Source organism: Stutzerimonas stutzeri (assembly GCF_019090095.1).
GTDB lineage: Bacteria > Pseudomonadota > Gammaproteobacteria > Pseudomonadales > Pseudomonadaceae > Stutzerimonas > Stutzerimonas stutzeri_AN.
The window spans coordinates 2,101,895-2,128,335 of sequence record NZ_JAGQFP010000002.1; the positions used below are offsets into that span (position 1 = coordinate 2,101,895).

Consider the following 26,441-nt stretch of genomic DNA (forward strand, 5'->3'; position numbering starts at 1 on the left):
TCATTCAGTCACTGAATGGGCGCAAGCTCCCCTTCATGTCTCAGTCGTCCTTTTCGCCCATCGACCGTTCGAAACGGGTGGAGAACGCCTCCACGAATGCGTTGCGCAGGACAGCGATAAAGGCCTGGAACGGGCTGACCTCGGTATCCTTCGTGCTTCCGGAGAGCTCGATCCGCGTCGCGAACTGATCTTTGCGCTGGTTCTGCAAGACTTCCTCACCCGCCCCGACCACGGCTTCCCAGATTCCACGAAAGAACCCCTTGTCCTTGTTCTGGACGTCCTGCTCGTAATTGAAGACCTCGACGTTGTGCAGCAGCGGTTTGATATAGCCGGACAGTTGGCTGTCGTTGGCCTCGGCTTCCATCACCAGGTCGCCAGTCCCTCCAGCGAAGTCGAAGTTTCCGTAGGCGTTGCTGAAGTCGTTCAACTTGGTCAGGTCGACATCGGTCACGCGCAGGTTGAGCTCGAAGTCTTCCCAATTGGTATAGGGGTCGAAGCGGGCGGTCGCCTCCATCGGCGCGTGGTTGAGGAATTTCGCGGTGCCTTCGAACGTCGCGACACGACCCTGTGCATCGGCGGTGTTGGTCAGGTTATACAGGCTTGCATTGATCGCGTTGGCGTAGACATGCACCGGCGGGTCTGACTCGAAGTTGCGAAACGACAACTGCCCATCCGTAACGCGCAGTTCGTTGAGGGTGAACGGCACCAGTTCTTCCAGCCGCTCGCGCCAGTCGACGCCTTCGCCGGTCTGCGAGTCATCGGCCCCTTGGCCGTCGACGAAGTTCAGTTGCGGGTGCTCCAGCCGTACTTCACCGACCAGCGCATGGTCCTGCCACAGCGCGCGCCAGCTCAAGCCGATATCGATGGTCGGCGCGCTGAACAGCGGGGCTTTGACTCGCTCGCTCTTCTTCTCGATAAGGACGCCGTCGGCGCGATAGGCGCCTCGCCACCAGGCCAGATCCACGTCATCGACATGACCGCGGTATTCGCCCATGTCCGCCAGCTTGTCGTTCAGGTAGTTGAGAATCAGGTAGGGCAGGGTCAGGTGGGCGACCAACAGGAGCAGGGCGATCGACAGCAATATCCATAGCGGCAGGTAGCGTTTTTTCATGGCATGCCCGGTCTGGTCTGGATTATCTGGAGGGCTTACCTGTGGGTGGACCCTGGCATGCATCGATGAGTTCGGCTGGACGAGCCAGGAGACAGCGCATAGGCTGATCAGTCCAGATTTTCCATTCGCAGGGACACTGTCATGAGCCGCATCTACGCTGACAATGCGCAGGCCATCGGGAACACTCCGTTGGTGATGATCAACCGGCTGGGGCCCAAGGGCGTCAGCATCATGGCCAAGATCGAGGGCCGTAACCCGGCCCACTCAGTCAAATGCCGGATCGGGGCGGCAATGATCTGGGACGCGGAAGAAAGCGGCCGCCTCAAGCCGGGCATGACCATCGTCGAGCCGACGTCCGGGAACACCGGTATCGGCCTGGCTTTCGTCGCGGCGGCGCGCGGCTACAAGTTGATGCTGACGATGCCGGCCTCGATGAGTCTGGAACGACGCAAGGTGCTCAAGGCGCTTGGGGCCGAGCTGGTACTCACCGAGCCGGCCAAGGGTATGAAGGGCGCGATCGAGAAGGCCTCGGAAATCGCCGCCTCGGACCCCGCGCAATACTACCTGCCGCAGCAGTTCGAGAACCCGTCCAACCCGTCGATCCATGAGAAGACCACCGGTCCGGAAATCTGGAATGACACCGAAGGCAATATCGATGTGCTGGTTTCGGGCGTCGGCACGGGTGGGACCATCACCGGTGTGTCGCGGTACATCAAGACCACCAAGGGCAAGAAGATCCTCAGCGTGGCGGTTGAACCGACCAGCTCACCGGTGATTACCCAGACCCTCGCCGGGGAGGAGGTCAAGCCCAGCCCGCACAAGATTCAGGGCATCGGCGCAGGCTTCGTGCCGAAGAACCTCGATCTGTCCATGGTCGATCAGGTCGAGCAGGTCAGCGATGAAGAGGCCAAGGCCATGGCCCTGCGCTTGATGCGAGAGGAAGGCATCCTCTGCGGCATCTCCTGCGGCGCTGCGATGGCGGCGGCGGTACGCCTGGCCGAGCGACCCGAAATGCAGGGCAAGAACATCGTGGTGATCCTGCCCGATTCCGGCGAGCGCTACCTGTCCACCATGCTGTTCGCCGACCTGTTCGGCGAGCAGGAACTGCAGCAATGATCCCGCCGCGCCGATCCTGCCTTGGCGGAATCGGCGCGGTACACCTATAGTCTGTTTTCCCACCGCTTCGAGTTCGGTATGAGCCACGCAACGTGTTGCTGCAGCGCCATCGATCAGGTCCGCCCGTATAGTGCGGCCGGCTCCGTTGCGCCTGCGCTCATGCCGAACACGCCGTTTCACCATCCTGCGAGCCCACCACCGGGCTTTTTCCGGGCTCCGCCACCGCCACCCGCGCTGGCTTGAGTCACGCCGGTTCGCCGGCTCCCCGGTCACTGCGTCTGCCATCCGCTGGCGCAGTTTCGTATGCCTTATTGAAAGGTGGCAGGATGATGTTCTTCTCTCGCAACGCGATGGTCGCCCACGCGACCATCGCTCTGTTCGTGCTGCTCTGGAGTAGCGGCGCAATCGTTTCCAAATTGGGACTGGCATACGCATCACCGTTTGCCTTCCTCTTGGTTCGCTTTCTGATCGCTTTGCTGGCGGTGCTGGCCGTGACGAGGGTGGCTGCGGTATCGCTGCCTGATGGCTGGCGCGCGCGTTGGCTGGCCCTGATTACCGGTGTGGTGTTGCTGGGTAGCTACCAGATTTTCTATCTGCTGGCTTTGGATTTCCACGTGACACCGGGCGTCATGGCCACGCTGCTTGGCGTCCAGCCGATCCTTACGGCCGTGCTGACGGAACGGGCAGCCTTGCGGCCACTGCGGTTGTTCGGCTTGTCGCTGGGGCTGGCTGGGCTGGTGCTGGTGGTCTACCAGAGCGTCGGCGTGGGCGGGTTATCAGGGGCCGGCGTGGGTTGCGCCATACTGGCGCTGTTGAGCATCACCTTGGGTTCGATGCTGCAGAAGCGCGCCCAGGGCGACCCGCTGCGCGCCATGCCGCTGCAGTATCTGGCTGGATTGGCGCTCTGCTCGTTGTTTGCGTTCACTCAGCCTCTGGACCTGCGGCTCGAACCGGGTTTCTGGCTGTCGGTACTCTGGATGGGGGTGGTGATCTCGGTTATGGCCACCTTGCTGCTGTACCGGTTGATCGCGAAGGGGAACCTGGTCAACGTGACCAGTCTGTTCTATCTGGTACCGGCAGTGACCGCCGTGATGGACTATCTGGTCTTCGGCAATCGCCTGCCCGCGCTTAGTCTGGCTGGCATGGGGCTGATCGTGATGGGCCTCTATCTGGTGTTCCGGCCGGTAGCGAATCGCACCTAGCCGCTTCGCATGCAGGCGCCGCCGTTGTGGTCGGCGCCTGCTTCAATACGAGCCATAGCGCTACGGCGATCAACGCACCGCCGTATGCATAGGCCCAGTCCAGCCGCTCGCCGAGAAACAGTACGCCCCATAGCACACCGAACGGCGGAATGATGAAGGTCACCGTGAGGGTGCGAACCGGGCCGATATCCGCAAGCAGGCGGAAGTAGAGGATGTAGGCGAAGGCGGTACAGACGATACCGAGGCCAGCCAGGCTGAGCCAGACGGAACCGCCACCCCAGGAAGCGGGTGGAGCGGTCAGCACGGAAAGCACGAACAGCGGCAGCAGGCACAATACGGCGCCTGCCTGGCTGCCAAACGCGACCAACTCGCTATTCAGCCCACCGTCCTGATTGATCCAGCGGCGGGTCAGGAAGCCGCCGAATCCGTAGCAGGCGGTTGCGCCCAGACAGGCGAGGGCGCCGACCAGCAATTGGGCATCGAAGGCGACGGGGCCGGTGCGGGTCAGCAGCGCCACGCCGCTCAGGCCAAACAGCACGCCGGTCAGTTTAGCTGCGGTCAGCGTCTCGGAAAAAAATAGCGCGCCGATGAGGACACCCATCACTGGGGTGGTCGCGTTGAAAATCGCGGAGTAGCCAGTCGGCAGGAACTGGGCCGCCAGCGCATAGAGTGCGAACGGAACGCCGGAATTGATCATGCCCAGAATCAGGCACAGCTTGAGCTTCCCGCGGAAATCCCAGCGGACCCGCATCATCATCAAGATCGCCAAGAGCCCGACACATGCGAACGACACGCGGAAGAAGGCGGTGGGGAAGGTACCCAGTTCCGGCGCGATGATTCGCATGAAGAGAAAGCTCGCGCCCCAAATGGCGGCGAGGCCAAGCAGACGAACGAGGTCGAGAGGGCGCATGGGAGTCTCCAGGCAGAGAGACAGGGAGTGTTGGCGAGCGTCCGTCAGCTGGCAAGCCGATTCGCGCTTTCAAACCGACCCTCATGCAATCTGCAAGCTTTCCATGAATACCGCCTCTGGCTAAGCTCGAAGCTTTCGCCGCTGCAGAGAGCACTTTCCATGGGGCATGTATCACCCGATGCCGAGATCGCCCAGCAGATTCTGCTGGGTTTCGATGACTATCGCGAACAGTTCCGATTGATCACCGAAGGCGCAAGGGCTCGCTTCGAACAGGCGCAGTGGCAGGACGCGCAGCGCGCCTCGGCCGCCCGGATCAACCTTTACGAGCAGAAGGTCGCTGAAACGGCGGCCAATCTGCGCTCGATATTCGACGCCGACGTCTTGCTGGAGGTGGCGCGTTGGCCCCAGGTGAAAAAAGCCTACATCGAACAGATCAACCCGCGCTTCGATGATGAGCTCTCCGAGACCTGGTACAACTCGATCTTCTGCACGCTGTTCAGCCACGACTGTATCAGCGACGCCACCATGTTCATCCACACGACCCGTCCCGCGAATCGTGCCCACGAGCGAATGGCGCAGATACGCCGATACCGACCCGGCAGCGACCTGCACGGCATGCTTGCGCAGGTTCTGAGCGACTTTGCCTTCGCTGTGCCTTATGCAGACCGCGACGGCGACCTGCAACGGCTCGAGGCGCAACTGCAGATGGCATTGCCCGATTGGGTGCGCAAGGACCCTGAACTCACCGTGGAGCTGTTCTGCTCCGTGCTCTACCGCAACAAGGGCGCCTATCTGGTTGGCAGGATCTTTACCCGCGATGAGCAGTGGCCGCTGGTGATTCCACTGCTGCACCAGGAAGGCACCGGCATCGTTGCCGATGCCCTGATAACCGACGAGGCGGAAGTCTCTATCATTTTTTCGTTCACGCGCTCGTATTTCATGGTCGAGGTACCGATTCCGGCGGATTTCATCGGTTTTCTCAGGCGGATCATGCCGGGCAAGCACATCGCCGAACTCTATACGTCGATCGGCTTCTACAAGCACGGCAAGTCAGAGTTCTACCGTGCGCTGATCAACCATCTGGCCAGTACCGATGACCGCTTCGTCATGGCACCCGGTGTGCGCGGCATGGTCATGAGCGTCTTCACGCTGCCGGGCTTCAACACGGTATTCAAGATAATCAAGGATCGCTTCTCGCACGCCAAGAGCGTCAGCCGGGCGACGGTCATCGAGAAATATCGGTTGGTCAAGAGTGTCGATCGGGTCGGGCGAATGGCCGATACCCAGGAGTTCGCCGATTTCCGCTTCCCAAAGGCCAAGTTCGAACCCGAGTGTCTTGCCGAGCTGTTGGAGGTCGCGCCGTCAACGGTCGAGGTACAGGGCGATACGGTGCTGGTACGCCACTGCTGGACCGAACGGCGGATGACGCCGTTGAACATCTATGTGGAAAACGCCAGCGAACAGCAGGTCAAGGATGCGCTGGACGACTATGGCTTGGCGATCAAGCAACTCGCGGCTGCCAACATCTTCCCTGGCGATATGCTGCTGAAGAATTTCGGTGTCACGCGCCATGGCCGAGTGGTGTTCTACGACTATGACGAGATCTGCTTTCTCACCGAGGTGAACTTCCGATACATCCCCGAGCCCCGTTACCCGGAGGATGAGATGGCCTCCGAACCCTGGTATTCGGTCGGCCCGAACGACGTATTCCCCGAAGAGTTTCCGCGCTTTCTGTTCGCGGATCTGCAGCAGCGACGACTATTCGCCAAGCTGCACGGCGACCTCTATGACGCCAACTACTGGAAGAGCCTGCAGCAAGCCATAGGCGACGGCAAAGTGATCGACGTGTTCCCGTACCGGCGCAAGCTCGACCCCGGCCGATGAACGCTTGGACGTCGTCCGGGTCGCAATTTATAGAGCCGAATGAAGCGCACGGCGCCGAATAATCTGCAACATCTGGCGCAGGCGAGGCGGCACTTCTTGGGTTATGCTGATTGCGAAGCCCATGGCTCCACCGACCCGTAACTAAGCAGGAGGGTTCATCATGAAAGCATGGCTCAGTAATGTGTGCTGGCAGCTGGCAGTGGCGCTTGGCTTCATCGAACCGCCTCGGTTGCAGCCGATCCGGGTCAAGGCAGAGCGAGACGATTCAGCGCGCCGCAGGCGCTGATCGGCATCTCGATCAACGGCCAGGCATCACCGGACCGCCTCGTTCTCGCTCACGTATACGCTGGAGGAACGCGCTCAGGCGCGGCCGGCTGGCATCCAAGCCCGCTCGCGACTGTGCAGCTTCCAGTGGGAAACTCATCTGTATATCGGCAGCGCTGAATTCATCTCCGGCGAACCAGGCGTACTTCCCGAGCTCGCTCTCCAGGTAGTCGAGATGCAGTTTCAGCTGCGGGCCAATGAAAGCTTTATTGGCACCACTGGCGATCGCCTTGGCCACTGGACGCACGAAGAACGGCATCGGACCGTTAGCCACGCGATCGAATACCAGCTTCAATAGCAACGGGGGCATCGCCGAGCCTTCGGCGTAGTGCATCCAATAGCGAAAACGAAGGTGTTCTGGCGAGCCCGTCGGCGGGGCCAGCCGACCGTTGCCGTAGCGTTCGAGCAGGTATTCGAGAATGGCCGCGGACTCTGCCAGCGTCAGGTCGTCATCGGTGATCACTGGGGACTTGCCGAGCGGGTGCACCTTCTTGAGCTCAGCCGGCGCCAGCATGGTTTGCCGGTCGCGGGAATAGCGCTTGATCTCATATGGCAACTCGAGCTCTTCCAACAGCCAGAGCACGCGCTGCGAGCGGGAATGATCCAGATGGTGCAGCGTAAGCATCGAGCGACCCTCTCGTCGTGAATGTCGCGATGAGCTTAGCCCACCGTTGGGTTTCTGCAGATGTGGCAGACTTGCTCGTCTTGTCCGGGAGGATCCATGTCGCGCCCCCTATGTTGCCGATGCCAACGTCCGTCGAGTCATTGCCTGTGCGCTTTGATTCCATCCGTTACCAACGAAACCGCCGTATTGATCCTCCAGCACCCAAGCGAAGCCGGGCATGCGCTGAATACGGCGCGCCTGGCCGCGCTTGGGCTTACCAATGCCGAACTGCGCATTGGCGAGCGGTTCGACGACCTACCCATCGATGACGGTATCGAGAGTTATCTGCTGTTTCCGGGCGAACAGGCCATAGGGCTCGGCGAGCTGGCGCAGGCGACCCGACCGTTGCGATTGATCGTCCCCGACGGCACCTGGCGCAAGGCGCGCAAGCTGCTGCACGTCAATCCGTGGCTGGCGAGCCTGCCGCGCGTGGCGTTGCCGGAAGGGCTGAGCTCCCGCTATCGGCTGCGCAAGGCGCCGATGCCTGGCGCTTTGTCCACGCTCGAGGCGATCGTGACAACGCTGAACCTGCTTGAGGGCAGCAATCGTTTCGATGCGCTGTTAAAGCCATTCGACGCGATGATCGAAGCGCAGATTGCGGCCATGGGGGACGAGGTCTTCCAGCGTAATCATGCTGGCACCCGGTGACGGATGGTGTAATCGGCTAGCGCGGGGGAAGTGTCTTCAGCCGCAGGATATACACCGTGACCAGCGTCGCGCTGGTGAGCATGCCGATGCGTGCCCAGGGCATCGGTACCAGCCAGCAAGACAGCGAAATACTCAGCCACATGGCCACGATCGAGTAGATCTTGCCTTTTAGCGGTACGCCGTTGCCTTCCAGGTAGTCACGAAACCACGGGCCGAGTCTGGGGTGCATGACCAGCCAGTTATAGAAACGGCGTGAACTTCGAACGAAGCATGCAGCGGCAAGCAGCAGGAAAGGGGTCGTGGGCAGAACCGGCAGGAAGATACCGACAACCCCGAGCACAACGCTTAACCAACCAACACCCAGCAGCACGTAACGTACCACCGGGTTGCGATACATCGGGATATCGCGGTGGGCCAAGGCGAAGGTCCGGTGTCAGTGCTTGCGTGGCTTGAGAAGGGCTGGCTTCTCTTCGGGCGCGTGGCAGATCAGGTACAGCGCGGTGAGGATCTCGGGGATCTGCGCGACCATTTCCTCGACCAGGTCCCGATCCGCGGCGATGTCGCTGAATTCCGGTTGCTCGTCGAACAGTCCCGAACCGACCATGATCGGAAGCAGCAGCTCGCTCACCTCTTCTTCGGAGTCTTCGAACCAGACCTCCTCGCGCATGAATACGCCTTCCATGAACCCGATGCACCAGCCACGTAAGTCGGATTCGTCGGGCTCGTCGCCCATTTCCAGCTCGCACGGCAGTTCCATGTCCTCGTCGCTGGCCAGCTGTCGCGCGATATGCGCCTTGAGCTGGACGAGCGTCGCTTCGATGGCGTCGCGCTCGGTGTCGTCGGCGTACTTCGGCGGCTCGGCGAACAGCGCGTCGATCCATTCACGCTCAGGCACAGGCTCCGAACAGATGCACAATGCCGTCAGGTAGCCGTGCGCGGCGATGTAATCGAGCGCCTCTTCATGCAGATCATCTGCATCCAGAAACACTTGCAGGCGGGCGAGTTGCTCGGCGAATGACATCGATGACTACCTTGGATAGAGAACAGAGGTGATTCTAGACGAGCCACCAGCCCCCGGCTACCGCACCGTGGTACTGCCGCGTTCGCTTCCGGCTTTTGGCGTCGTCGTCTTCGACAGAGGAGCTAATCGCGCAGGAGTTCCACACCTGGCCGGTTATCGCCGTGGGGACTGTTCGCCCTGAACGGTACGCCGGTGTGGCGTATACTCGCGCGTCTTGTTTCGGAGACCGGCATGCTCGACCAGGCACAGCGCATTCTTAAAGATGTATTCGGCTACGATGCGTTTCGTGGCAACCAGGGTGCGATCATCCAGCGCGTAGCCGGTGGCGACGACGCGCTGGTGCTGATGCCCACCGGGGGCGGTAAATCGCTCTGCTACCAGGTGCCGGCGTTGTTGCGCGACGGCCTGGCGGTGGTGGTGTCCCCGTTGATCGCCCTGATGGACGATCAGGTCGCCACGCTCGAGGAGCAGGGAGTCGCAGCGGTAGCGCTCAACTCGACCCTGTCGCCTGATCAGCAGCGCGAGATCGCCGAGCGGCTGCGGCGTAACGAAATCAAGATGTTGTATCTCGCGCCCGAGCGGCTGGTCCAGCCGCGCATGCTGGCGTTTCTGCAGCGCCTGGAGATCGGTCTGTTTGCCATCGACGAGGCGCATTGCGTCTCGCAGTGGGGCCACGACTTCCGTCCCGAATACCTCCAGCTGGGTCAACTGGCCGAGTTTTTCCCCCGGGTTCCACGCATCGCGCTGACGGCGACGGCGGACAAACGGACGCGTGAGGAAATCGTCCAGCGGCTGCACCTGGAAAACGCCGAACGATTTCTGTCCAGTTTCGATCGGCCGAACATCTTCTATCGCATCGTGCCCAAGGAGCAGCCGCGCAAGCAGCTGATGGCGTTCCTGGCCGAGCGTCGCGGCGATGCCGGCATCATCTACTGCATGTCGCGCAAGAAGGTTGACGACATCGCAGCGTTCCTCACCGAGCAAGGGTTTCCGGCGCTGCCATACCATGCGGGGCTGCCCAACGACCTGCGGGCGTTCCATCAGAAGCGCTTCCTCAACGAGGAGGGTCTGATCATGGTCGCGACCATCGCGTTCGGGATGGGCATCGATAAGCCCAACGTGCGCTTCGTTGCGCATCTGGATCTGCCCAAGTCGCTGGAAGCCTACTACCAGGAGACCGGCCGCGCCGGTCGGGATGGCTTGCCGGCTGACGCCTGGATGGCGTACGGCTTGCAGGACGTCATCTTCCTCAAGCAGATGCTCAACAATTCCGAGGGTGATGAGCGGCACAAGCGCATCGAGCAACACAAGCTCGACGCCATGCTTTCGCTATGCGAGGAGACCCGCTGCCGCCGCCAGGTACTGCTGGCCTATTTCGACGAACAGATGCCCGAGCCCTGCGGGCATTGCGACAATTGCGTCGATGGCGTGCAGACCTGGGATGCCACCGAACCGGCGCGGCAGGCGTTGTCGGCCATCTACCGCAGCGGTCAACGCTACGGCGTAGGCCACCTGGTCGATATCTTGCTGGGGCGCGACAACGAGAAGATCCGCAGTCTCGGCCATCAGCATCTGTCGGTATTCGGTGTCGGCAAGGCACTGTCGGAAGGGGAATGGCGCTCGCTGTTCCGCCAGTTGGTGGCCCGCGGGCTGGCCGATGTGGATCTGGAGGGGTTCGGTGGGCTACGCCTCAGCGACTCATGCCGCGCGCTGCTGCGCGGCGAGGTGACCCTGGAGCTGCGTCGGGAATTGGCCGCGAAGGCCCCCAAATCGTCAGCCAGCGCCGCGAGCCAACTGGTGCGCAGCGAGGAGCGCGAGACGTGGGAGGCGTTGCGTACCTTACGTCGCAAGCTCGCCGAAGAGCATGGCGTGCCCCCTTATGTGATCTTTCCCGATGCGACGCTGCTGGAGATGCTTCGCAGCCAGCCAGGGTCGCTGAGCGACATGGCCCGTATCAGCGGCGTGGGTGCGCGCAAGCTGGAGCGCTACGGGCAGGCCTTCCTGGAGGTGCTGCAAGGTACGGCAAGTGCGCCCCGATCACCGTCCGATATCCGCCACGAATTGATTACGCTGGCGCGCGCCGGCATGACGCCCGCCCAGATCGCCCGCCAGCTCGACTGCAGCGAAAAGAACGTGTACGCCATGCTCGCCGAAGCCATCGGCCAGCAGCAGCTTAGTTTGGACCAGGCGCTTGACCTGCCGGAGGCATTGCTCGAGGAAATTCAGGAGGCCTTTCTCGACGGCGAGGGCGAGTTGCCGCCTGTGGCAGCCGTTGCCGAGCACTTTGCCGGACGGGTACCTGAAGCCGTGCTGTTCTGTGTACGGGCATCGCTCCAAGCCGAATTCGAGCTTTAAAGGTTCGCTGACACTGCGACGCAATGTCGCTTGGCTTGTACGCCGCCCTGTCTAGCGCGGCGTCCTGCAACACAGCGTAACGTACCCGGGCAAACCCAGCCTTGCCAGCGTTCCGGAGCTGTGATTAGCTCGCTAATTATTAGCATTTCGGAATCGTCATTCCCATGTACCCCGAGCAACATCGATTCGCCATGCAGTTGGCGCAATTGTCGCGTGGCTGGCGCGCCGAGCTGGACCGGCGGCTGGCTGACCTGGGTCTTTCTCAGGCGCGATGGCTGGTCCTGCTGCATCTCGCCCGATTCGATCACGATCCCAGTCAGCGCGAGCTTGCTCAAAGCGTTGCAGTGGAGGGGCCGACGCTGGCGCGATTGCTGGACAGTCTCGAAGCGCAAGGGCTGGTGCATCGCCAGCCCGCCCCAGGCGATCGTCGGGCCAAGCTCATCACCCTGGGCGCGCCGGCACGTCCACTGATCCAGCGAATCGAGGCGATATCCACCCAGGTGCGTGAAGAGCTGTTCGAAGGGATCGACGATGACGACCTGCGGATGTGCCAACAGGTACACGAACGCATCCTGGCCAATCTTGGCCGCGTCAAAAGTTAGCCGCAACGCCCCGGTAGGCTGCGCCACGGCCGAACGTTGCGATTCGCGGCGAGTCGGGCTTTGGGTGCAATCAGAGCGCGTCGTTGCTATTTGACGCTAGGCTAGTATTTGGCGGTGATGGCACAATGCCTTTACGCGCACAGCCGACGAACAGCTTCAATCTTTTCAAGTTCCCGTCGATAACCGCGTCACAGTTCAGTAATCGAACAGTGGGCGGGCGACCAAAGCGCCGCGTGCCACTTGTGGAGATCCGCCATGGCATTAGGTCGTCGAGTCTTGTTAACAGTGGCGTCTGGCTCACTGTTCTATTCGGGCATGGCGCTGGCGTTGGGTATGGGGGACATCACGCTTCACTCCGCGCTGAACCAGCCGTTGGCCGCCGAGATCGATCTGCTTGACGCAGGCAAGCTGTCGAGCGACGAGATTCGCGTTGTGTTGGCCTCGAGCAGTGACTTTGCCCAGGCAGGCATCGACCGACCGGTCTTTCTTCAGGACCTGAGCTTCACTCCGGTCATCGACGGCGATCGCAGTCGCATCCGGGTCGCATCGAGCAAGCCGGTCCGCGAGCCCTATCTGAATTTTCTGGTGGAGATCACGCAGGCCAAGAGCCGTCTGTTGCGCGAGTACACCGTTTTGCTCGACCCGATGCCCATTACGCCTGACACAACCGGCAGCGTCGCCGGCGGTGTTTCTGCAGCCGTGGTGTCGCCTGTGACTACCGAGCCCGCGCGCTTCGTGCCGCCGGCGGAGCTGCCGCAGGCCTCGCAGGGCAAGCGCCATCGAGTCGCGAGCGGCGAGAGTCTCTGGACCATTGCGGGACTCTATGCAGGCGGCACGCGGGCTTCACGGGCGCAGTTCATGCGTGACATCCAGGCATTGAACCCCGACGCCTTCTTCGGTGGAGACGCCGCACGGCTCAAGGCGAACGCTAACCTGCTGTTGCCCGATAGTGCCGAGCGAACCGCACCCGCGGCTGCCGAAGCCGTGTCGGACGGAGTCGATGCGGGGCAGCTTCAGTCAGCGGTCGAATCAGACGCTCAGCCCTTGTCGACGCCAGTCTTGGAACCCGCCGTGGATGAGTTGGCAGCCCTGCGTCGTCAGTTCGCCGAGCAGCTCGCGGCCAGCCGCGAGGAGAACCAGCAGCTCAAGCAACTGCTCATCGACATGCGTCTGGAGTTGAACAACGTCAGTGCACAGCTGGCCGAGCGGGAACACTCGCAAGCATCCGCGTCACCACAGCAGGAGGTGCCGGCGCCGGCCGAGGCACAGAGCGGTCAGCCGGTCGTGGAACCTCCAGCTAGCGCTGCTTCGTCATTCAACTGGCAAGACTGGACATTACCAGGCGGCGGCGCCCTGATTGCCTTGCTGCTCGGCGGCTTGTGGTTTAGCCGTCGCACCAAATCCGAACCCAGCTTTCCCGATGCAGTGATGCCGAAGGCCAGCCCCTCGGCTGGCACCGTGCCCGTGACCGCGGCGGCGCCAGTGGAGATGCCGCGCCAGCCGGCCCAGGCCTCGGTAAGCGAAACCGACGCGCTCGAAGCGGCCGACATCTACCAGTCCTATGGGCGTCGCGACGAGGCGATCGAGGTGCTGGTGCGTGGTATCGAGCGCGCGCCTGAACGACTCGACTATCGGCTGCGCCACCTCGGGCTTCTGGCCGAATCTGGCGACGTCGACGGTTACGTTGCGTCGACGGCCGGCTATCTGGAAACAGGCGGTAGTCAGGTACAGCTGGATCAGCTGTTGGCGTTACATCCCGCGTTGGCGGCAGCGATCGCACCGGTGGAGCCGTCAGCCGAGCACCTGTTCGATCCCGACGTTAGCTTCGTATTGGACGAACCCCTGGTGGCGCTGGCGGTACCGAGCGCGCCTCTGGCCGAGAGCGCAGTCGAGGTTCCGACCACAGATTCGCAACCATGGCTGAGTGACTTCGATGAAGACCTGCTGACCATCGGCGAGCTGCCCAGCTTGCTCGATGACGCGCAGAGCTTCGCGTCGATGCCGTCTGCCGAAGAGCTGCGCCGCCTGGAGCCTAACCCTGAGCACCTGGTTCGCCTCAATCAGGCTGTCGCCTACATCAAGCAGGGCGATATGGAGGCCGCTTGCGCCATCCTCGACAGCCTTGCCATCGAAGGCGACGAGCAGCAGCGCCGGCAGGTCAACGAGTTGCTTGCCAGAATCGCCTGAGGCCAAGTCCGCAGAGTGGGGCGCCCGATCAGAAGCTGCGCCCCAGGTTCATGTATAGCGCCCGCTCGGCTTCGTCATTGAGCCCGTAACTGAAGTTGAGCGGGCCTAGCGGCGTCTCGTATCCGATGAATACGCTGCCGGCGTTGATGTAGCCACTGTCGAACGCGTTGTCGTTGTTCCAGACGCGCCCGCGCTCCAGCGAAGCGCCAACGTACAGCGGAAAATCCAACGGTAGGAACGAGCGGGGTGTCATCCGGCGGAAATAGATTAAACGTCCGAGGCTGACGTTCTGGCCGGAGAGGGCATCCTGCCGAAAGCCCGATAGCTGCCGAGCGCCGCCGAGCAGAAAGCTCGAGGTCACGACGTCGGCATCGTCGAGCGTGCGACCGTAGCGACCGCCGATGACCAGCGAGTCCAGGCCGAAGCTGACGGCCTTGTCCAGCCGCAGCTCCCATTGCCGGTAGCGTTCGTCGGAACCCAGGCTCGGGTCGTACTGGCGCAAGGTAATGCCGATGTCCTCGCCTTCGCGGGGGAAATCGACGTTGTCCACGGTATCGAACGAGTAGCGGAGCTGGTAGTAGCCTTCCTTGAAGGAGTAGTCCGGCAGCGCTTGGTCACCGACCCGTACGTCCGCCTCGCCCCAGGCCTGGCCGACACCAACGCGAAACTCGCCGTTGTTGGCGATCTGCCGACCCAGGTCCAGTCCATAGCCATAACGCTGCAGGCGATAATCGGCGATGGGGTCGTTGTCGATGATCGCCTCGACGTTCTGCGCTTCGGCGAACAGGCTCGGCGCGACGAACCAGCGCGAGCCGGCATCCAGCGGTTGGTAGAACTCGCTGAAGAGTTCCTGGTGATCCCCCAGCTGTAGCCGCGTCAGCCATTCGGCCCCCAGCTCGTTGATACCGTTCTTGCGGAAGCTGGCGCCGATGTTGAACACGCTGCTGCCTCGGAAGTCGTCGGAAAGATTGATGCCCAGGCGCAGATAGTCGGTGCCCGAACGCTTCTCCCGTGTGGTGATGACGAGCGTATTGCCCCCCTCCTTGCCATGTACGACGCGGTATTCGACCTGTTCGAAATAATCCAGCCCGTACAGCGTGCCCATGTCCTTTTGCAGGCCCTGCAGGTCCAGACGTTCGCCGACCTGCTGGCGTATGTACTGGCGGATCACCGCATCGCCGACCTTCGAATTGTTCTCGATGCGCACCGCGGTAATCAGCGGCGCGCGGGGTTCGGCTGAGCGGGCGAGGCTGAGCGCAAGGTTGCCACCGCTTTCCTGCCGCATGCTCTGCAGGCGACCTTCCAGCGCGTTGGCGGCTCGATAACCGGCATCGATCAGCTGCTCCGCCCGGCCGAAATCGGTCGAGCCGAAGCCGGCCAGCATCGGCTGCACCAGCAGGTCTTCGCTGCGCAGTGTGGCCAGCTGCGCCTCGGAATTGCGTCGCGTCATCATGGTGATGGACTGGTTGAGCACGTCGACCACCGTGAGCAGCTGCTCGCGGGGCAGCAGTGGCGTGCCGATATCCACCACGATCAGCCGGTCGACGCCCATCTCGCGGGCGACATCCATCGGGATGTTGTCCACCATGCCGCCATCGACGAGCAGCCGACCGTTGACCTCCACCGGCGCGAATACGGCGGGAATGGACATGCTGGCGCGGATAGCCTGTGGCAGGTGACCGCTACGGAACACGACCTTCTGGTCATTGGCGATATCGGTGGCGACCGCGCGAAACGGAATCGGCAGCTGGTCGAAATCCCGGGTATCGCTGGCGTGTACCAGCAGACGCTCGAGCAGCAACGCCAGGTTCTGGCCCTGGATCACCCCCAGGGGAAGGCCGAGGCTACCGTCGTCGCGGAAACTGAGCTTGCGTTTGACCAGGAAGTCCCGGTCGTCCTGCTTGCGGCGAAAGGGGACGTCCTGGCGCGCCGGATCGTCGGACAACACCTGCTGCCAGTCGAGGCTGTTGGCCAGCTGTTCCAGTTCTTCGACGCTGTAGCCTGCTGCGTAGAGCCCACCGATGACCGCGCCCATGCTGGTGCCGGCGATGGCGTCGATGCGCACGCCGTGTTCTTCCAACGCCTTGAGCACGCCGATATGCGCCAGCCCCCGTGCGGCACCGCCAGAAAGGACCAGGCCGGTGGTGGGTTGAGAATCGGCGAATCCTGTCAGCGGTAGCAGAAGGATCAGCAGCAAGAGTAGGCGGGACATGGCAATACCGACGGGACGACAGCGAAATGGCGGCTATTATAGGCGTCCCGTCAGCCCGCGAGCGCTCTGTCATGCCCGATACCAAACCCGTCATCGTGATTACCTACTGCACGCAATGCCAGTGGCTGCTGCGCGCGGCCTGGCTGGCGCAGGAGCTGCTGTCGACGTTCGGCGAGGATCTGGGCACGGTCGCGCTGGCGCCGGCCAGTGGGGGCACCTTTCACATCAGCTGTAACGGCAAGCAGATCTGGGAGCGCAAACGCGACGGTGGTTTTCCCGAAGCCAAGGAGCTGAAGCAGCGGGTTCGCGACGAGATCGATCCGCAGCGGGATCTCGGGCATAACGACAAGCGTTAACGGCTCAAACGCGACGGCACACAAGAGGGCGTCGCATTGGGACTGGTGTCAGCCCTCGCGCGGCGCGGCCGAGGCCGGCGGGTCGTTCTCTGCCCGCAGTTCCTCGAGCAACAGCCGCGCCGCCGGCGACAGGCTGCCGCCGTGCCGGACGATGACGCCGTAGGGCTCACTGCGTGAGCGCAGTTCTAGCGGCAGGCGCCGGAGCATGCCGAATCCTTCACTGAAGCGGGCGACCGACAGCGGCATCACCGCGACCAGCTCGGGGTCTTCCTGCAACAGGCTGAGGGTGGTGAAGGTGGACGCGGTTTCGACCGGATAGCGCGGAAACTCGAGGCTGGCTTCGCTGAACTCGCGCTCGAGCAACTGGCGCATCGGCATGTTCGCCGGGTAGATGACCCAGCGATAACCGTTCAAATCAGCCAGGCTCAACCGCTCCGCACCGGCCAGCGGGTGTTGGGGATGGGCGACTACGGCCAGCTGCTCCTCGTGCAGGGTCAGGCAGTCGTAGGCATCCGGACGCCGGCTGACGCTGCTCCGACAGATCGCAAGGTCCAGACGACCCTCATCGATCAGCCCGAGCAGGCGCGCACTGGTGTCTTCAACGATTTCCACCGACAGCTCCGGCTGCTTGCGCCGCAGGCGACCCAGCACGCGCATCAACAGGGGCACGGCACCCATGATCACGCCTACCGATAGCCGCCCGCCGTGGCCCTGCAGAATGCCGACCATTTCCTCGCGCAGGTGCGCCAGATCGCTATGAATCAGCCGTGCATAGCGGATCACGCAACGGCCCAGATCGTTGGGTTGCAGCCCTTGGCTGCTGCGGGTGAACAGCTCGGCGGCGAAGGTCGCTTCGATTTCGTGCAACGCCTTGGTCGCACCGGGCTGGCTGATCGCTACCTGTTCGGCGGCGCGGTGCAGCGAGCCTTGTTCATCAAGCGCGATGAGAAGACGCAGCTGTTTGAGCCGCAGGCGAGAAACGATGGAGGGCAGGGCAGCGATCATGGGGATGACGGGAAGTTATCACTCAATCAGAAGCTTTCATTAGGCACCACCTGCGGTGCTTTTTAAAGTGATCGCAGCAGCTGCCTGCACGTGCGGGCCTTCAAGACGAAAGAGGACGTCTCATGCGGTTGATTCAATTCGAGAACGAACAGGGCCAGCGCCAGGTCGGCGTGGTGGGCGATGAGCGCATCGCTGTGGTGCGTGGGATGAGCAGCACCCGCGAGCTGGCGCTGGCCGCCATCCGCAATGGCAACAGCCTGGCTGCCCAGATCGACGCCCAGGGCTACGATGCAGGTCCGGCGTATCGGCAGCTGCTGGAAACGGGCCGGGTGTTGCCGCCGCTGGATCATCAAGACCCGGCGCACTGCCTGGTCAGTGGTACTGGCCTGACACATCTGGGCAGCGCTTCGACACGAGACAAAATGCATCAGCAGGTCGAGCAGGCCGAGGAAAAGCTGACCGACACGATGCAGATGTTCCGTTGGGGTATGCAAGGTGGAAAGCCAAAACCGGGGACTGTCGGAGCGCAGCCCGAGTGGTTCTACAAGGGGGACGGCAGCGTCGTGGTTCGTCCCGGAGCGGATTTTCCCGCCCCCGACTTTTCCGAGGACTTCGGCGAAGAGCCTGAGCTGACTGGTCTTTATGTGATCGGTGACGACGGCCAGCCATACCGGCTCGGTTTCGCGCTTGGCAACGAATTCTCCGATCATGTGACCGAACGCAAGAACTACCTGTACCTGGCTCACTCCAAACTGAGGTTTTGCTCCTTCGGCCCGGAACTGCGGGTCGGCGAGCTGCCGGCGAACCTGTCAGGCGTCAGCCGCATCCGCCGCAACGGAGCGGTGCTCTGGGAGAAGGAGTTTCTCTCTGGCGAGGAGAACATGTGCCATAGCCTGGAGAATCTTGAATACCATCATTTCAAGTACACGCAGTTCCTGCGTCCTGGCGATGTACACGTGCATTTCTTCGGCACGGCTACGCTGTCGTTCGCCGACGGGATCAGGGCGCAGCCGGGCGACCAGTTCGAGATCAGTCTCGATGCCTTCGGTGAGCCCCTGCGCAATGGCATCGCCGTCCGCCAGGCCGGCATCAAGGCCGGCGGTGTAAAGGCGCTCTGAGTTAGGCGCTGGGCAACCGTGCTGTCATACGTGGCGAACAGCTGAGCGAGTCGTTGAGACCGGCAGTTACGGCCACGGGCCGCCGGCCATTCTCCGCACGTCATGCGGAGCCCCTGAACCACCAGGTAGAGGAGATATTTCCATGTCCGCCATTATTGGCCACAACTACATTGCCGGCGCGCGCAGCGCCGCTGGCACCCGCAAGCTACAGAGCCATGACGCCACCAGCGGCGCGGCGCTGCCCTTCGAATTCATTCAGGCAACCGAAGAGGAAGTGAACGCTGCCGCTGAAGCCGCTGCGACGGCCTACCCAACCTACCGTGCGCTCTCCGCTGAACGGCGCGCCGAATTTCTCGACGCCATCGCCGACGAGCTCGACGCGCTCGGTGACGACTTCGTCGCGCTGGTCTGCCAGGAAACCGCGCTGCCGGCCGGGCGCATCCAGGGCGAGCGCGGACGTACCAGCGGGCAGATGCGACTGTTCGCCAAGGTGCTGCGGCGTGGTGATTTCTACGGTGCACGTATCGATCGCGCACTGCCGGAGCGCAAACCGTTGCCGCGTCCCGATCTGCGCCAATGCCGCATGGGCCTGGGCCCGGTCGCGGTATTCGGCGCCAGCAATTTTCCGCTGGCATTTTCCACGGCTGGCGGCGACACCGCCTCGGCGCTGGCCGCCGGCTGCCCGGTAGTCTTCAAGGCCCACAGCGGACACATGGCCACGGCCGAGCTGGTTGCCGATGCGATACTGCGCGCCGCCGAGAAAACCGGCATGCCCAAGGGCGTGTTCAACATGATCTACGGCGGCGGTGTTGGCGAGTGGCTGGTCAAGCACCCGGCAATCCAGGCGGTCGGCTTCACCGGCTCGCTGCGCGGCGGACGTGCGCTGTGCGACATGGCGGCCGCACGTCCACAGCCGATCCCGGTATTTGCCGAGATGTCCAGCATCAACCCGGTGCTGGTGTTGCCCGAAGCGCTGAAAGCGCGCGGAGATGCCATCGCCAACGAGCTGGCGGCGTCCGTGGTGCTGGGTTGTGGCCAGTTCTGCACCAATCCCGGCATGGTGATCGGCATTCGTTCGGCGGAATTTTCGTCGTTCCTTGAGCGGCTCACCGGCTTCATGTCCGAACAGCCGGCACAGACGATGCTCAATGCCGGTACGCTGGCGAGCTATGCCAAGGGTCTGGAGCATTTGCAGGCGCATCCGGGCATGACCCATCTGGCTGGCGCCGCGCAGGAGGGCAACCAGGCGCGGCCGCAGTTGTTCAAGGCGGATGCGCAACTGCTGATCGATGGGGATGAGTTGCTGCAGGAAGAGGTCTTCGGGCCCACGACCATCGTCGTCGAGGTTACCGACAAGGCGGAGTTGCTGCGAGCACTGCACGGCTTGCGTGGCCAGCTCACCGCGACCTTGATCGCAGACGAGGCAGATCTGGACGCCTTCGCCGATTTCACCGCACTGCTGGAGCAAAAGGCCGGGCGCTTGCTGCTCAATGGCTATCCGACTGGCGTCGAGGTGTGCGATTCGATGGTGCATGGCGGGCCGTACCCGGCCACCTCCGATCCGCGCGGCACCTCGGTCGGTACGTTGGCGATCGACCGCTTCCTGCGGCCGGTGTGCTATCAGAACTTCCCGGACTCGTTACTGCCCGATGCGCTGAAAAATGCCAACCCGCTGGGTATCAACCGCCTCGTGGATGGCGAAACGACCCGTAATGCGATCTAACTCAACGTGATGGCCGGTGTGCTGGCCATCAGCCGAACGACGATCTGGAGCGCCATGTCGATGGCGCTCCAGTGTGTCTTTACCGGGCGGGGTCAAGCCAGCGTTGTCTCGGCGACTTCGCGTAGCAGTTCCAGCACGTTGCGTGCGGCCGGGGAGAGCAGGCGCTGATCCTTGGTGATGATGCCGAAATCCATCAGGCCCTGATTCAGGTCGGTGTCGATGCTGGCGTCGACTTCGATCTCAGCGAGCATTCCATAACGCGCGTAGTGCGCCAGCACGTCGCGTGGCAGAACGGTCAGCATGTCGTTCTTCTCCACCAGTGTGGTAACCATCAGCAGGTTCTCGGCGTTGACCACCTTGGAGGGTGGGCGCATGCCGACACGCTGGAACAAGGCATCGAACTCCTGACGCAACACACTCCCTGCCGGCGGCAATACCCAGTCGGCGGCGTTCAGCTCGGCGCGGGTCATCGGCCCCTGGATGAGTCCCGCACGGGCGCAGATCCGTAGCGGTTCCTTGGCCAGTGGTTCGAAACGCAGATCATGCTGCTGGCTCCCGGCGAAGAAGCGCGCCACCAGAAAGTCCAGTTCGCCATCGTCGAGGATCGCCATCAGGTCACGGCTCGAGCCAGTCCGAATGCTCAGCTCCAGGTTCGGGAAGCGCTGCTTGGCGCGGCCAACCACTTCCGGCAGCAGGTCGGCACACGGTGTGAGGATGGTGCCGATCCGCACGTGTCCTTGCTGGCCCTGGCGCAGCGCGTCCACTTCGCTGTAGACGTTGTCCAGTGTGCTCTGCAAGCGCCTGGCGTGGCGGATCATGGTCTCGCCGTAAAGGGTCGGGACCACGCCTCGCGCATGACGCTCGAAAAGCGCGACGCCAAGCCCGTCTTCCAGCTCCTTCAACAGCTTCGAGATCGCCGGTTGGGAAATGCCCAGGCCTTCGGCGGCTCGGTTGAGGTTGCCGGTGTCGCCTAGGGCCACGAGTAGAGGGATGTGGCGGTTCTTCAGGCGAGCCCGCACGAACCAGTTGCTGTTGATCGGCTTCATGTCAGGTATACCCGTTTATGCATCGGTCTGGCGAGATTTTGTATTTGTTGATGATGGCTGCGCTCTTTACTCTTTTCAACAGCGGACAGGCACCAGAAGCACTGTCACCGCGGCCATAGATGCCGAATAACAATAAGTGGAGAGGCAACCATGCAACCGATTACCCCCCGTGCCGGTCTTGTCCTTGCGGCGAGCCTGATTCTTGGCTCCGGCAGCGCCGCTGCTGCCCAGGACTGGAAATTCCAGATCAACGTCAATGCCGGTGACGACGAGTACCGCATCGCGCAGCAATGGGCGAAAAGCGTCGGCGAGAAAACCAACGGCGAGATCAACATCGAAGTCCTGCCCACCGGCACCATCGTTGGCAACAACGAGACGCTGGACGCGGTTGGCGCCGGCATCATCCAGGGTCATATCACCGATCCCGGTTATTTCTCGGGCAAGAACCCCGCGTTCGCGGTGTACGGCAATATGGTCGGCGCCTGGAGCGGCCCGGCGCCGTTTCTCGACTACATGCGTAATGCTGGCGGGGAGGCGGGCTACAACCGCCTGGTCGAGCCCTATAACGTCCATCTCATCCGTGCCGGAGCCGTCGGGGCAGAATCGCTGATCAGCAAGCGCAAGATCGAAACCCTCGATGACCTCAAGGGCCTGAAAGTGCGCGCCCCTGAAGGCATGGTTTCGAACATCTTCAAGCTGGTCGGCGCGGCGCCCGTGAACCTGCCGACCTCGGAGGTCTACACCGGCCTGGAGAAAGGCGTGATCGACGCGGCCGATTACACGGTGTTCTCCACCAACTATCAGCAGGGCTACCACAAGTACGCGCCGTTCGCGGTCTATCCCGGCTTCCACTCGATGCCGATGAAGGACATTTCGGTGAACAAGGCGCTGTGGGACGACCTGACACCCGAACAGCAGAAGATCCTCGAAGACTCCGTCGATGCCTTCACCGAGCAGCTGGTCAGCGACCTGCAGAAAAAAGACGACGAGCAGGTCGCAGCGGCCAAGCAGAAAGGCGACGTGACCCTGACTTCGCTCACCGAGGACGAGCTGAAGAAGTTCCGCCAGTCCGCGCGAGACGAATGGGCGCGCTGGCGTGAGCGCAGTCCCCAGGCCCAGGAGGCGGTGGACTCCATCCAGGCCTATTTGCAGGACAAAGGCATGCTCTGAGCCGCGCAATGCGGCTTCCATCTTCGATGAGCAACGGCTTTCCGGCCACGGCCGGACAGCCCGAGGAGTTTCGCTGTGAAAAAAAACCTACCTTCCTCTGACGATCATCTGGACGTCTGCGCACCTGAGCCGGGGCACGGCCTGCTTGATCGCGGCATTCGACGTGGTGGCCAGGCGATCGCCTGGCTGGTTTTCCTCGCCATGCTGGTCAGTGTGTTCGAAGTGATCATGCGCTACGGCTTCAATTCGCCCACCGAGTGGGCGCACGAAACCACCACCTTTCTGGTTGCTGCCATCTTCGCGCTGGGCGGACCCTATGCGTTGGCGACCAACCGCCACATCCAGATCCGCATCCTGCTCGACCGCCTTTCGCCGCGTAAGCGCAGCTGGCTGGAGCTGCTGAACCTGGTGCTGGGCATCCTGTTCTGCCTGGCCATCGGTTATGCCGCCTGGGTGCTGGCCTACAATGCGACGCATGCGCCCGATGGCACTTGGCGGCTTGAGACCTCGGGGTCGTCCTGGAACCAGCCGCTGCCGGCGTTCACCAAGATCATCATCCTGGTCTCCATCGCGCTGATGTGCGTGCAGCAGGTGGTACGGCTCGCGACTCACCGACGCGCGCGTCTCGATACGGATGCCACGAAATGAGTATCGAGATCGCAACCTACCTGATGATCTTCGCGATCTTTGCGCTGCTGGTGCTGGGCCTGCCGCTGGCCTTCGTCACTGGTCTGGTCGCCGCTGGCTTCACCTTCGGCTGGTTCGGTCCGGTGGCGGTGCCGCTGGTGGCCAGCCGCATGTTCGGCTTCATCACCGAATATTCGCTGGTGGCGGTGCCAATGTTCGTCTTCATGGCGGGCTTGCTGGACCGATCCGGGCTGGCGCGCGACCTGTTCAACTCCATGCGTTTCTTCGCCGGCCGGCTGCCGGGCGGGGTCGCGGTACAGACCATCGTCGTGGCGTTCTTTCTCGCCGCCATCTCCGGAATCATCGGCGGTGAAATCGTCCTGCTCGGCGTGCTCGCCTTGCCGCAGATGCTGCGCCTGGGCTACGACAAGCGCATCGCCATCGGCGTGGTCTGTGCCGGTGGGTCCTTGGGCACCATGGTGCCGCCCTCGATCGTGTTGATCATCTACGGCCTGATCGCCAGCGTCTCCATCGCCGATCTGTTCAAGGCGGCGATCATTCCTGCCGCGCTGCTGATGGGCAGCTACATGCTCTATGTGGTGGTGATGTGCATGCGTTACCCGCACATGGGCGGTGCGCACCTGGAGAAAGACACCAGCGTGCCGCGCTTGACCCTGGGCGAAGCCTTCAAGGGCATGTTCTTTCCGATTGCCATCGCCGGGCTGGTGCTGGGGAGCATCTATGGCGGCATCGCGTCGGTCACCGAGGCGGCCGCCATGGGCGCGCTGGGCGTACTGCTGGCCGTGCTGGTACGCGGCGAGTTCAGCATCAAGCTGCTCCAGGAAAGCCTGACCCAGACCCTGGAAACCTGCGGGATGATCGTCTGGATCGGCATCGGCGCGGCCTGTCTGGTCGGCGTCTACAACCTCATGGGCGGCAACCGCTTCGTCTCATCGGCCATTACCGGGCTGGAGGTTGCGCCCTTCGTCATCGTGCTGGTGATGATGCTGATCTTTCTCTTGCTGGGCATGTTCCTCGACTGGATCGGCATCGCCATGCTCTGCCTGCCGATCTTCGTGCCCATCGTCGTCGCCCTCGGCTACGACCCGGTGTGGTTCGGCATCCTTTTCGCGGTGAGCATGCAGGTGTCCTACATCTCGCCTCCGTTCGGCCCGGCGGCCTTCTATCTCAAGAGTGTGGCGCCACCCGATATCACCCTGACCGACATCTTCCGCGCGATGGTGCCCTTCATCGTCATCCAGATCGCGGTACTCGGCCTGCTGCTGTATTTCCCGGCCATCTCGACGTGGCTGCTTTGACCCAACTCACAAACGATCAACCGGCAGTCCCGTACGGCCTGTCGCTGGAGAGGTGCATGCAACATGACTGACAAACGCCCCCTGCGCTCCGCTCAATGGTTTGGCACCACTGACAAGAACGGTTTCATGTACCGCAGCTGGATGAAGAACCAGGGCATTCCGGATCATGAATTCCAAGGCAAGCCGATCGTCGGCATCTGCAATACCTGGTCGGAGCTGACCCCCTGCAACGCGCACTTTCGTAAGATCGCCGAGCACGTGAAGAAGGGCGTGCTGGAAGCCGGCGGCTACCCGGTCGAGTTCCCGGTGTTCTCCAATGGTGAGTCGAACCTGCGACCGACCGCCATGCTGACGCGCAACCTGGCCAGCATGGATGTCGAGGAATCGATTCGCGGCAATCCGGTAGACGCCGTGGTCCTGCTGGTCGGCTGTGACAAGACCACACCGGCGCTGCTGATGGGCGCGGCGAGCTGCGACGTGCCCGCCATCGTCGTCACCGGTGGGCCGATGCTCAACGGCAAGCACAAGGGCCGCGATATCGGTGCGGGCACCATCGTCTGGCAGATGCACGAGCAGTACAAGGCGGGGCAGATCGACCTCAACGAGTTTCTCTCCGCCGAGGCCGGCATGTCGCGCTCCGCTGGCACCTGCAACACCATGGGTACGGCTTCGACCATGGCGTGCATGGCCGAGGCGCTGGGGACTTCATTGCCGCACAACGCGGCGATTCCGGCGGTCGATTCGCGTCGCTATGTGCTGGCGCACCTGTCCGGTATGCGCATCGTCGAGATGGTTCACGAAGACCTGCGCTTGTCCAAGGTGCTGACCAAGCAAGCCTTCGAAAACGCCATCCGAGTCAACGCGGCCATCGGCGGCTCGACCAATGCCGTGATCCATCTCAAGGCCATCGCCGGGCGGATTGGCGTCGAGCTCGAGCTGGATGACTGGACGCGTATTGGCCGGGGCATGCCGACCATTGTCGACCTGCAGCCATCGGGGCGCTTCCTGATGGAAGAGTTCTACTACGCGGGCGGGCTGCCGGCGGTGATCCGCCGGCTCGGCGAGAACAATCTCCTGCCAAACCCTGATGCGCTGACCGTCAACGGCAAGTCGCTTTGGGACAACTGCGCCCAGGCCCCGATTTACGGCGAGGATGAGGTCATTCGTGCGCTGGACAATCCGCTGCGCCAGGACGGCGGCATCTGTGTGTTGCGTGGCAATCTGGCGCCCAGCGGCGCGGTGTTGAAACCCTCGGCAGCAACGCCGGAACTGATGAAGCACCGCGGGCGAGCAGTGGTGTTCGAAGACTTCGATGATTACAAGGCGCGCATTGCCGACCCCGATCTGGACGTTGACGAAACCTGCGTACTGGTCATGAAGAACTGTGGCCCGAAGGGTTATCCGGGCATGGCCGAGGTCGGCAACATGGGCCTGCCGCCCAAGGTGCTGGCCAAGGGCATCACCGACATGGTGCGGATCTCCGATGCCCGTATGAGCGGTACCGCCTACGGCACCGTGGTGCTGCATGTGGCGCCGGAAGCGGCGGCAGGCGGGCCGCTGGCCGTGGTACGCAACGGCGATTTCATCGAGTTGGACTGCTACGAGGGTCGCTTGCATCTGGACATACCGGCAGCCGAGCTGCAAGAGCGGTTGGCCGCCTGGCAAGCCCCGCAGGGCCTGCTGTGGGACGGGGGCTATCGGCGGTTGTTCGTCGAGCATGTGATGCAGGCTGACGAGGGCTGCGACTTCGACTTCCTGGTGGGTTGCCGAGGCGCCGAGGTGCCGCGCCATTCGCACTGAGCCCGATTGGCCGCCGCCATGGCGGCCAGCGTCATGGCTCG

The 26,441-nt window shown here is 62.6% G+C and carries 23 protein-coding genes; 15 read left to right on the plus strand and 8 right to left on the minus strand.

Going from position 1 to position 26,441, the window contains the following annotated elements:
* Positions 1-40 precede the first annotated feature (40 nt).
* The gene (locus KVO92_RS19485; RefSeq protein ID WP_217477154.1) at positions 41-1,111 is read right to left on the minus strand and encodes a DUF748 domain-containing protein; all 1,071 of its coding nucleotides are present in this window, start codon (positions 1,109-1,111) and stop codon (positions 41-43) included.
* Between the two features lie 141 nt (positions 1,112-1,252).
* On the opposite strand from KVO92_RS19485, the gene cysK reads away from it, so the two are divergent.
* Both cysK and KVO92_RS19495 read left to right on the plus strand, forming a co-directional pair.
* Positions 1,253-2,227: a cysteine synthase A gene (cysK, locus tag KVO92_RS19490; protein ID WP_217477155.1), complete on the plus strand. Its 975-nt coding sequence runs from the start codon at positions 1,253-1,255 to the stop codon at positions 2,225-2,227.
* Positions 2,228-2,553: 326 nt separating this feature from the next.
* The gene (locus KVO92_RS19495; protein WP_217477156.1) at positions 2,554-3,429 is read left to right on the plus strand and encodes a DMT family transporter; all 876 of its coding nucleotides are present in this window, start codon (positions 2,554-2,556) and stop codon (positions 3,427-3,429) included.
* On the opposite strand, the gene KVO92_RS19500 is transcribed toward KVO92_RS19495, so the two are convergent.
* Positions 3,356-4,339, minus strand: a complete 984-nt coding sequence (locus KVO92_RS19500) for a DMT family transporter (protein WP_254621483.1) — start codon at positions 4,337-4,339, stop codon at positions 3,356-3,358. The two genes, KVO92_RS19495 and KVO92_RS19500, sit on opposite strands and share 74 nt — an antisense overlap.
* Positions 4,340-4,498: 159 nt before the next feature.
* On the opposite strand from KVO92_RS19500, the gene aceK reads away from it, so the two are divergent.
* Complete coding sequence (gene aceK, locus KVO92_RS19505; RefSeq protein WP_217477157.1) at positions 4,499-6,223, plus strand: bifunctional isocitrate dehydrogenase kinase/phosphatase; 1,725 nt, start codon at positions 4,499-4,501, stop codon at positions 6,221-6,223.
* 160 nt (positions 6,224-6,383) lie between these two features.
* Entirely contained in the window at positions 6,384-6,509 is a 126-nt protein-coding gene (locus KVO92_RS22820) for a PA1414 family protein (protein ID WP_272876521.1), read from the plus strand.
* Between the two features lie 12 nt (positions 6,510-6,521).
* Here KVO92_RS22820 and KVO92_RS19510 read toward each other — a convergent pair whose 3' ends face one another.
* Positions 6,522-7,172 carry a glutathione S-transferase gene (locus KVO92_RS19510; RefSeq protein WP_217477158.1) on the minus strand — a complete coding sequence of 217 codons (651 nt, stop codon included), beginning with the start codon at positions 7,170-7,172 and terminating at the stop codon, positions 6,522-6,524.
* A 96-nt stretch (positions 7,173-7,268) separates the two neighbouring features.
* On the opposite strand from KVO92_RS19510, the gene KVO92_RS19515 reads away from it, so the two are divergent.
* Positions 7,269-7,859: a tRNA-uridine aminocarboxypropyltransferase gene (locus KVO92_RS19515; RefSeq protein WP_217477159.1), complete on the plus strand. Its 591-nt coding sequence runs from the start codon at positions 7,269-7,271 to the stop codon at positions 7,857-7,859.
* 16 nt (positions 7,860-7,875) lie between these two features.
* Here KVO92_RS19515 and KVO92_RS19520 read toward each other — a convergent pair whose 3' ends face one another.
* Both KVO92_RS19520 and KVO92_RS19525 read right to left on the minus strand, forming a co-directional pair.
* Positions 7,876-8,277: a YbaN family protein gene (locus tag KVO92_RS19520; protein ID WP_217477160.1), complete on the minus strand. Its 402-nt coding sequence runs from the start codon at positions 8,275-8,277 to the stop codon at positions 7,876-7,878.
* Between the two features lie 15 nt (positions 8,278-8,292).
* Positions 8,293-8,880 carry a YecA family protein gene (locus KVO92_RS19525; RefSeq protein ID WP_217477161.1) on the minus strand — a complete coding sequence of 196 codons (588 nt, stop codon included), beginning with the start codon at positions 8,878-8,880 and terminating at the stop codon, positions 8,293-8,295.
* A gap of 231 nt (positions 8,881-9,111) precedes the next feature.
* On the opposite strand from KVO92_RS19525, the gene recQ reads away from it, so the two are divergent.
* The 3 genes from recQ (at position 9,112) to KVO92_RS19540 (ending at position 14,024) form a co-directional block, all read left to right on the plus strand.
* Positions 9,112-11,235 (plus strand): DNA helicase RecQ, encoded by a 2,124-nt coding sequence (recQ, locus tag KVO92_RS19530; protein WP_217477162.1) that lies wholly within the window; start codon positions 9,112-9,114, stop codon positions 11,233-11,235.
* Positions 11,236-11,399: 164 nt separating this feature from the next.
* Complete coding sequence (locus KVO92_RS19535; RefSeq protein ID WP_217477163.1) at positions 11,400-11,837, plus strand: MarR family transcriptional regulator; 438 nt, start codon at positions 11,400-11,402, stop codon at positions 11,835-11,837.
* Between the two features lie 255 nt (positions 11,838-12,092).
* Entirely contained in the window at positions 12,093-14,024 is a 1,932-nt protein-coding gene (locus KVO92_RS19540; protein WP_217477164.1) for a hypothetical protein, read from the plus strand.
* 28 nt (positions 14,025-14,052) lie between these two features.
* Here the strand turns inward: KVO92_RS19540 and KVO92_RS19545 are convergent, their stop codons facing one another.
* Entirely contained in the window at positions 14,053-16,236 is a 2,184-nt protein-coding gene (locus KVO92_RS19545; RefSeq protein ID WP_217477165.1) for a patatin-like phospholipase family protein, read from the minus strand.
* A gap of 71 nt (positions 16,237-16,307) precedes the next feature.
* Here KVO92_RS19545 and KVO92_RS19550 point away from each other — a divergent pair, with 71 nt between their 5' ends.
* A complete protein-coding gene (locus KVO92_RS19550; RefSeq protein ID WP_217477166.1) occupies positions 16,308-16,592 on the plus strand; it encodes a SelT/SelW/SelH family protein in 285 nt (94 codons plus the stop codon).
* Between the two features lie 48 nt (positions 16,593-16,640).
* Here KVO92_RS19550 and KVO92_RS19555 read toward each other — a convergent pair whose 3' ends face one another.
* Positions 16,641-17,597, minus strand: coding sequence for a LysR family transcriptional regulator (locus KVO92_RS19555; RefSeq protein WP_217477167.1), 957 nt, complete (start codon positions 17,595-17,597; stop codon positions 16,641-16,643).
* A gap of 122 nt (positions 17,598-17,719) precedes the next feature.
* Between KVO92_RS19555 and araD1 the strand changes: the two genes are divergently transcribed.
* Positions 17,720-18,715 (plus strand): AraD1 family protein, encoded by a 996-nt coding sequence (gene araD1 / locus KVO92_RS19560; protein WP_217477168.1) that lies wholly within the window; start codon positions 17,720-17,722, stop codon positions 18,713-18,715.
* Positions 18,716-18,857: 142 nt separating this feature from the next.
* The gene (locus KVO92_RS19565) at positions 18,858-20,438 is read left to right on the plus strand and encodes an aldehyde dehydrogenase (NADP(+)) (protein ID WP_217477169.1); all 1,581 of its coding nucleotides are present in this window, start codon (positions 18,858-18,860) and stop codon (positions 20,436-20,438) included.
* Between the two features lie 92 nt (positions 20,439-20,530).
* Here the strand turns inward: KVO92_RS19565 and KVO92_RS19570 are convergent, their stop codons facing one another.
* Positions 20,531-21,484, minus strand: a complete 954-nt coding sequence (locus KVO92_RS19570; protein WP_217477170.1) for a LysR substrate-binding domain-containing protein — start codon at positions 21,482-21,484, stop codon at positions 20,531-20,533.
* A gap of 150 nt (positions 21,485-21,634) precedes the next feature.
* Here KVO92_RS19570 and KVO92_RS19575 point away from each other — a divergent pair, with 150 nt between their 5' ends.
* From KVO92_RS19575 to KVO92_RS19590, 4 genes are all read left to right on the plus strand, one after another.
* On the plus strand, positions 21,635-22,654 hold the full coding sequence (locus KVO92_RS19575) for a TRAP transporter substrate-binding protein (protein WP_217477171.1): 1,020 nt from the start codon (positions 21,635-21,637) through the stop codon (positions 22,652-22,654).
* 75 nt (positions 22,655-22,729) lie between these two features.
* Positions 22,730-23,302, plus strand: coding sequence for a TRAP transporter small permease subunit (locus tag KVO92_RS19580; RefSeq protein ID WP_336512653.1), 573 nt, complete (start codon positions 22,730-22,732; stop codon positions 23,300-23,302).
* Positions 23,299-24,600 carry a TRAP transporter large permease gene (locus tag KVO92_RS19585; RefSeq protein WP_217477172.1) on the plus strand — a complete coding sequence of 434 codons (1,302 nt, stop codon included), beginning with the start codon at positions 23,299-23,301 and terminating at the stop codon, positions 24,598-24,600. The genes KVO92_RS19580 and KVO92_RS19585 overlap by 4 nt, the downstream gene beginning before the upstream one ends.
* A 63-nt stretch (positions 24,601-24,663) precedes the next feature.
* Positions 24,664-26,400 carry an IlvD/Edd family dehydratase gene (locus KVO92_RS19590; protein ID WP_217477173.1) on the plus strand — a complete coding sequence of 579 codons (1,737 nt, stop codon included), beginning with the start codon at positions 24,664-24,666 and terminating at the stop codon, positions 26,398-26,400.
* Positions 26,401-26,441: the final 41 nt, after the last annotated feature.

Coding starts and splice junctions, on each gene's coding strand:
- KVO92_RS19485 (WP_217477154.1), bottom strand. CDS start 1,111: ATGAAAAAACGCTACCTGCCGCTATGGATATTGCTGTCGATCGCCCTG.
- cysK (WP_217477155.1), top strand. CDS start 1,253: ATGAGCCGCATCTACGCTGACAATGCGCAGGCCATCGGGAACACTCCG.
- KVO92_RS19495 (WP_217477156.1), top strand. CDS start 2,554: ATGATGTTCTTCTCTCGCAACGCGATGGTCGCCCACGCGACCATCGCT.
- KVO92_RS19500 (WP_254621483.1), bottom strand. CDS start 4,339: ATGCGCCCTCTCGACCTCGTTCGTCTGCTTGGCCTCGCCGCCATTTGG.
- aceK (WP_217477157.1), top strand. CDS start 4,499: ATGGGGCATGTATCACCCGATGCCGAGATCGCCCAGCAGATTCTGCTG.
- KVO92_RS22820 (WP_272876521.1), top strand. CDS start 6,384: ATGAAAGCATGGCTCAGTAATGTGTGCTGGCAGCTGGCAGTGGCGCTT.
- KVO92_RS19510 (WP_217477158.1), bottom strand. CDS start 7,172: ATGCTTACGCTGCACCATCTGGATCATTCCCGCTCGCAGCGCGTGCTC.
- KVO92_RS19515 (WP_217477159.1), top strand. CDS start 7,269: ATGTCGCGCCCCCTATGTTGCCGATGCCAACGTCCGTCGAGTCATTGC.
- KVO92_RS19525 (WP_217477161.1), bottom strand. CDS start 8,880: ATGTCATTCGCCGAGCAACTCGCCCGCCTGCAAGTGTTTCTGGATGCA.
- recQ (WP_217477162.1), top strand. CDS start 9,112: ATGCTCGACCAGGCACAGCGCATTCTTAAAGATGTATTCGGCTACGAT.
- KVO92_RS19535 (WP_217477163.1), top strand. CDS start 11,400: ATGTACCCCGAGCAACATCGATTCGCCATGCAGTTGGCGCAATTGTCG.
- KVO92_RS19540 (WP_217477164.1), top strand. CDS start 12,093: ATGGCATTAGGTCGTCGAGTCTTGTTAACAGTGGCGTCTGGCTCACTG.
- KVO92_RS19545 (WP_217477165.1), bottom strand. CDS start 16,236: ATGTCCCGCCTACTCTTGCTGCTGATCCTTCTGCTACCGCTGACAGGA.
- KVO92_RS19550 (WP_217477166.1), top strand. CDS start 16,308: ATGCCCGATACCAAACCCGTCATCGTGATTACCTACTGCACGCAATGC.
- KVO92_RS19555 (WP_217477167.1), bottom strand. CDS start 17,597: ATGATCGCTGCCCTGCCCTCCATCGTTTCTCGCCTGCGGCTCAAACAG.
- araD1 (WP_217477168.1), top strand. CDS start 17,720: ATGCGGTTGATTCAATTCGAGAACGAACAGGGCCAGCGCCAGGTCGGC.
- KVO92_RS19565 (WP_217477169.1), top strand. CDS start 18,858: ATGTCCGCCATTATTGGCCACAACTACATTGCCGGCGCGCGCAGCGCC.
- KVO92_RS19570 (WP_217477170.1), bottom strand. CDS start 21,484: ATGAAGCCGATCAACAGCAACTGGTTCGTGCGGGCTCGCCTGAAGAAC.
- KVO92_RS19575 (WP_217477171.1), top strand. CDS start 21,635: ATGCAACCGATTACCCCCCGTGCCGGTCTTGTCCTTGCGGCGAGCCTG.
- KVO92_RS19585 (WP_217477172.1), top strand. CDS start 23,299: ATGAGTATCGAGATCGCAACCTACCTGATGATCTTCGCGATCTTTGCG.
- KVO92_RS19590 (WP_217477173.1), top strand. CDS start 24,664: ATGACTGACAAACGCCCCCTGCGCTCCGCTCAATGGTTTGGCACCACT.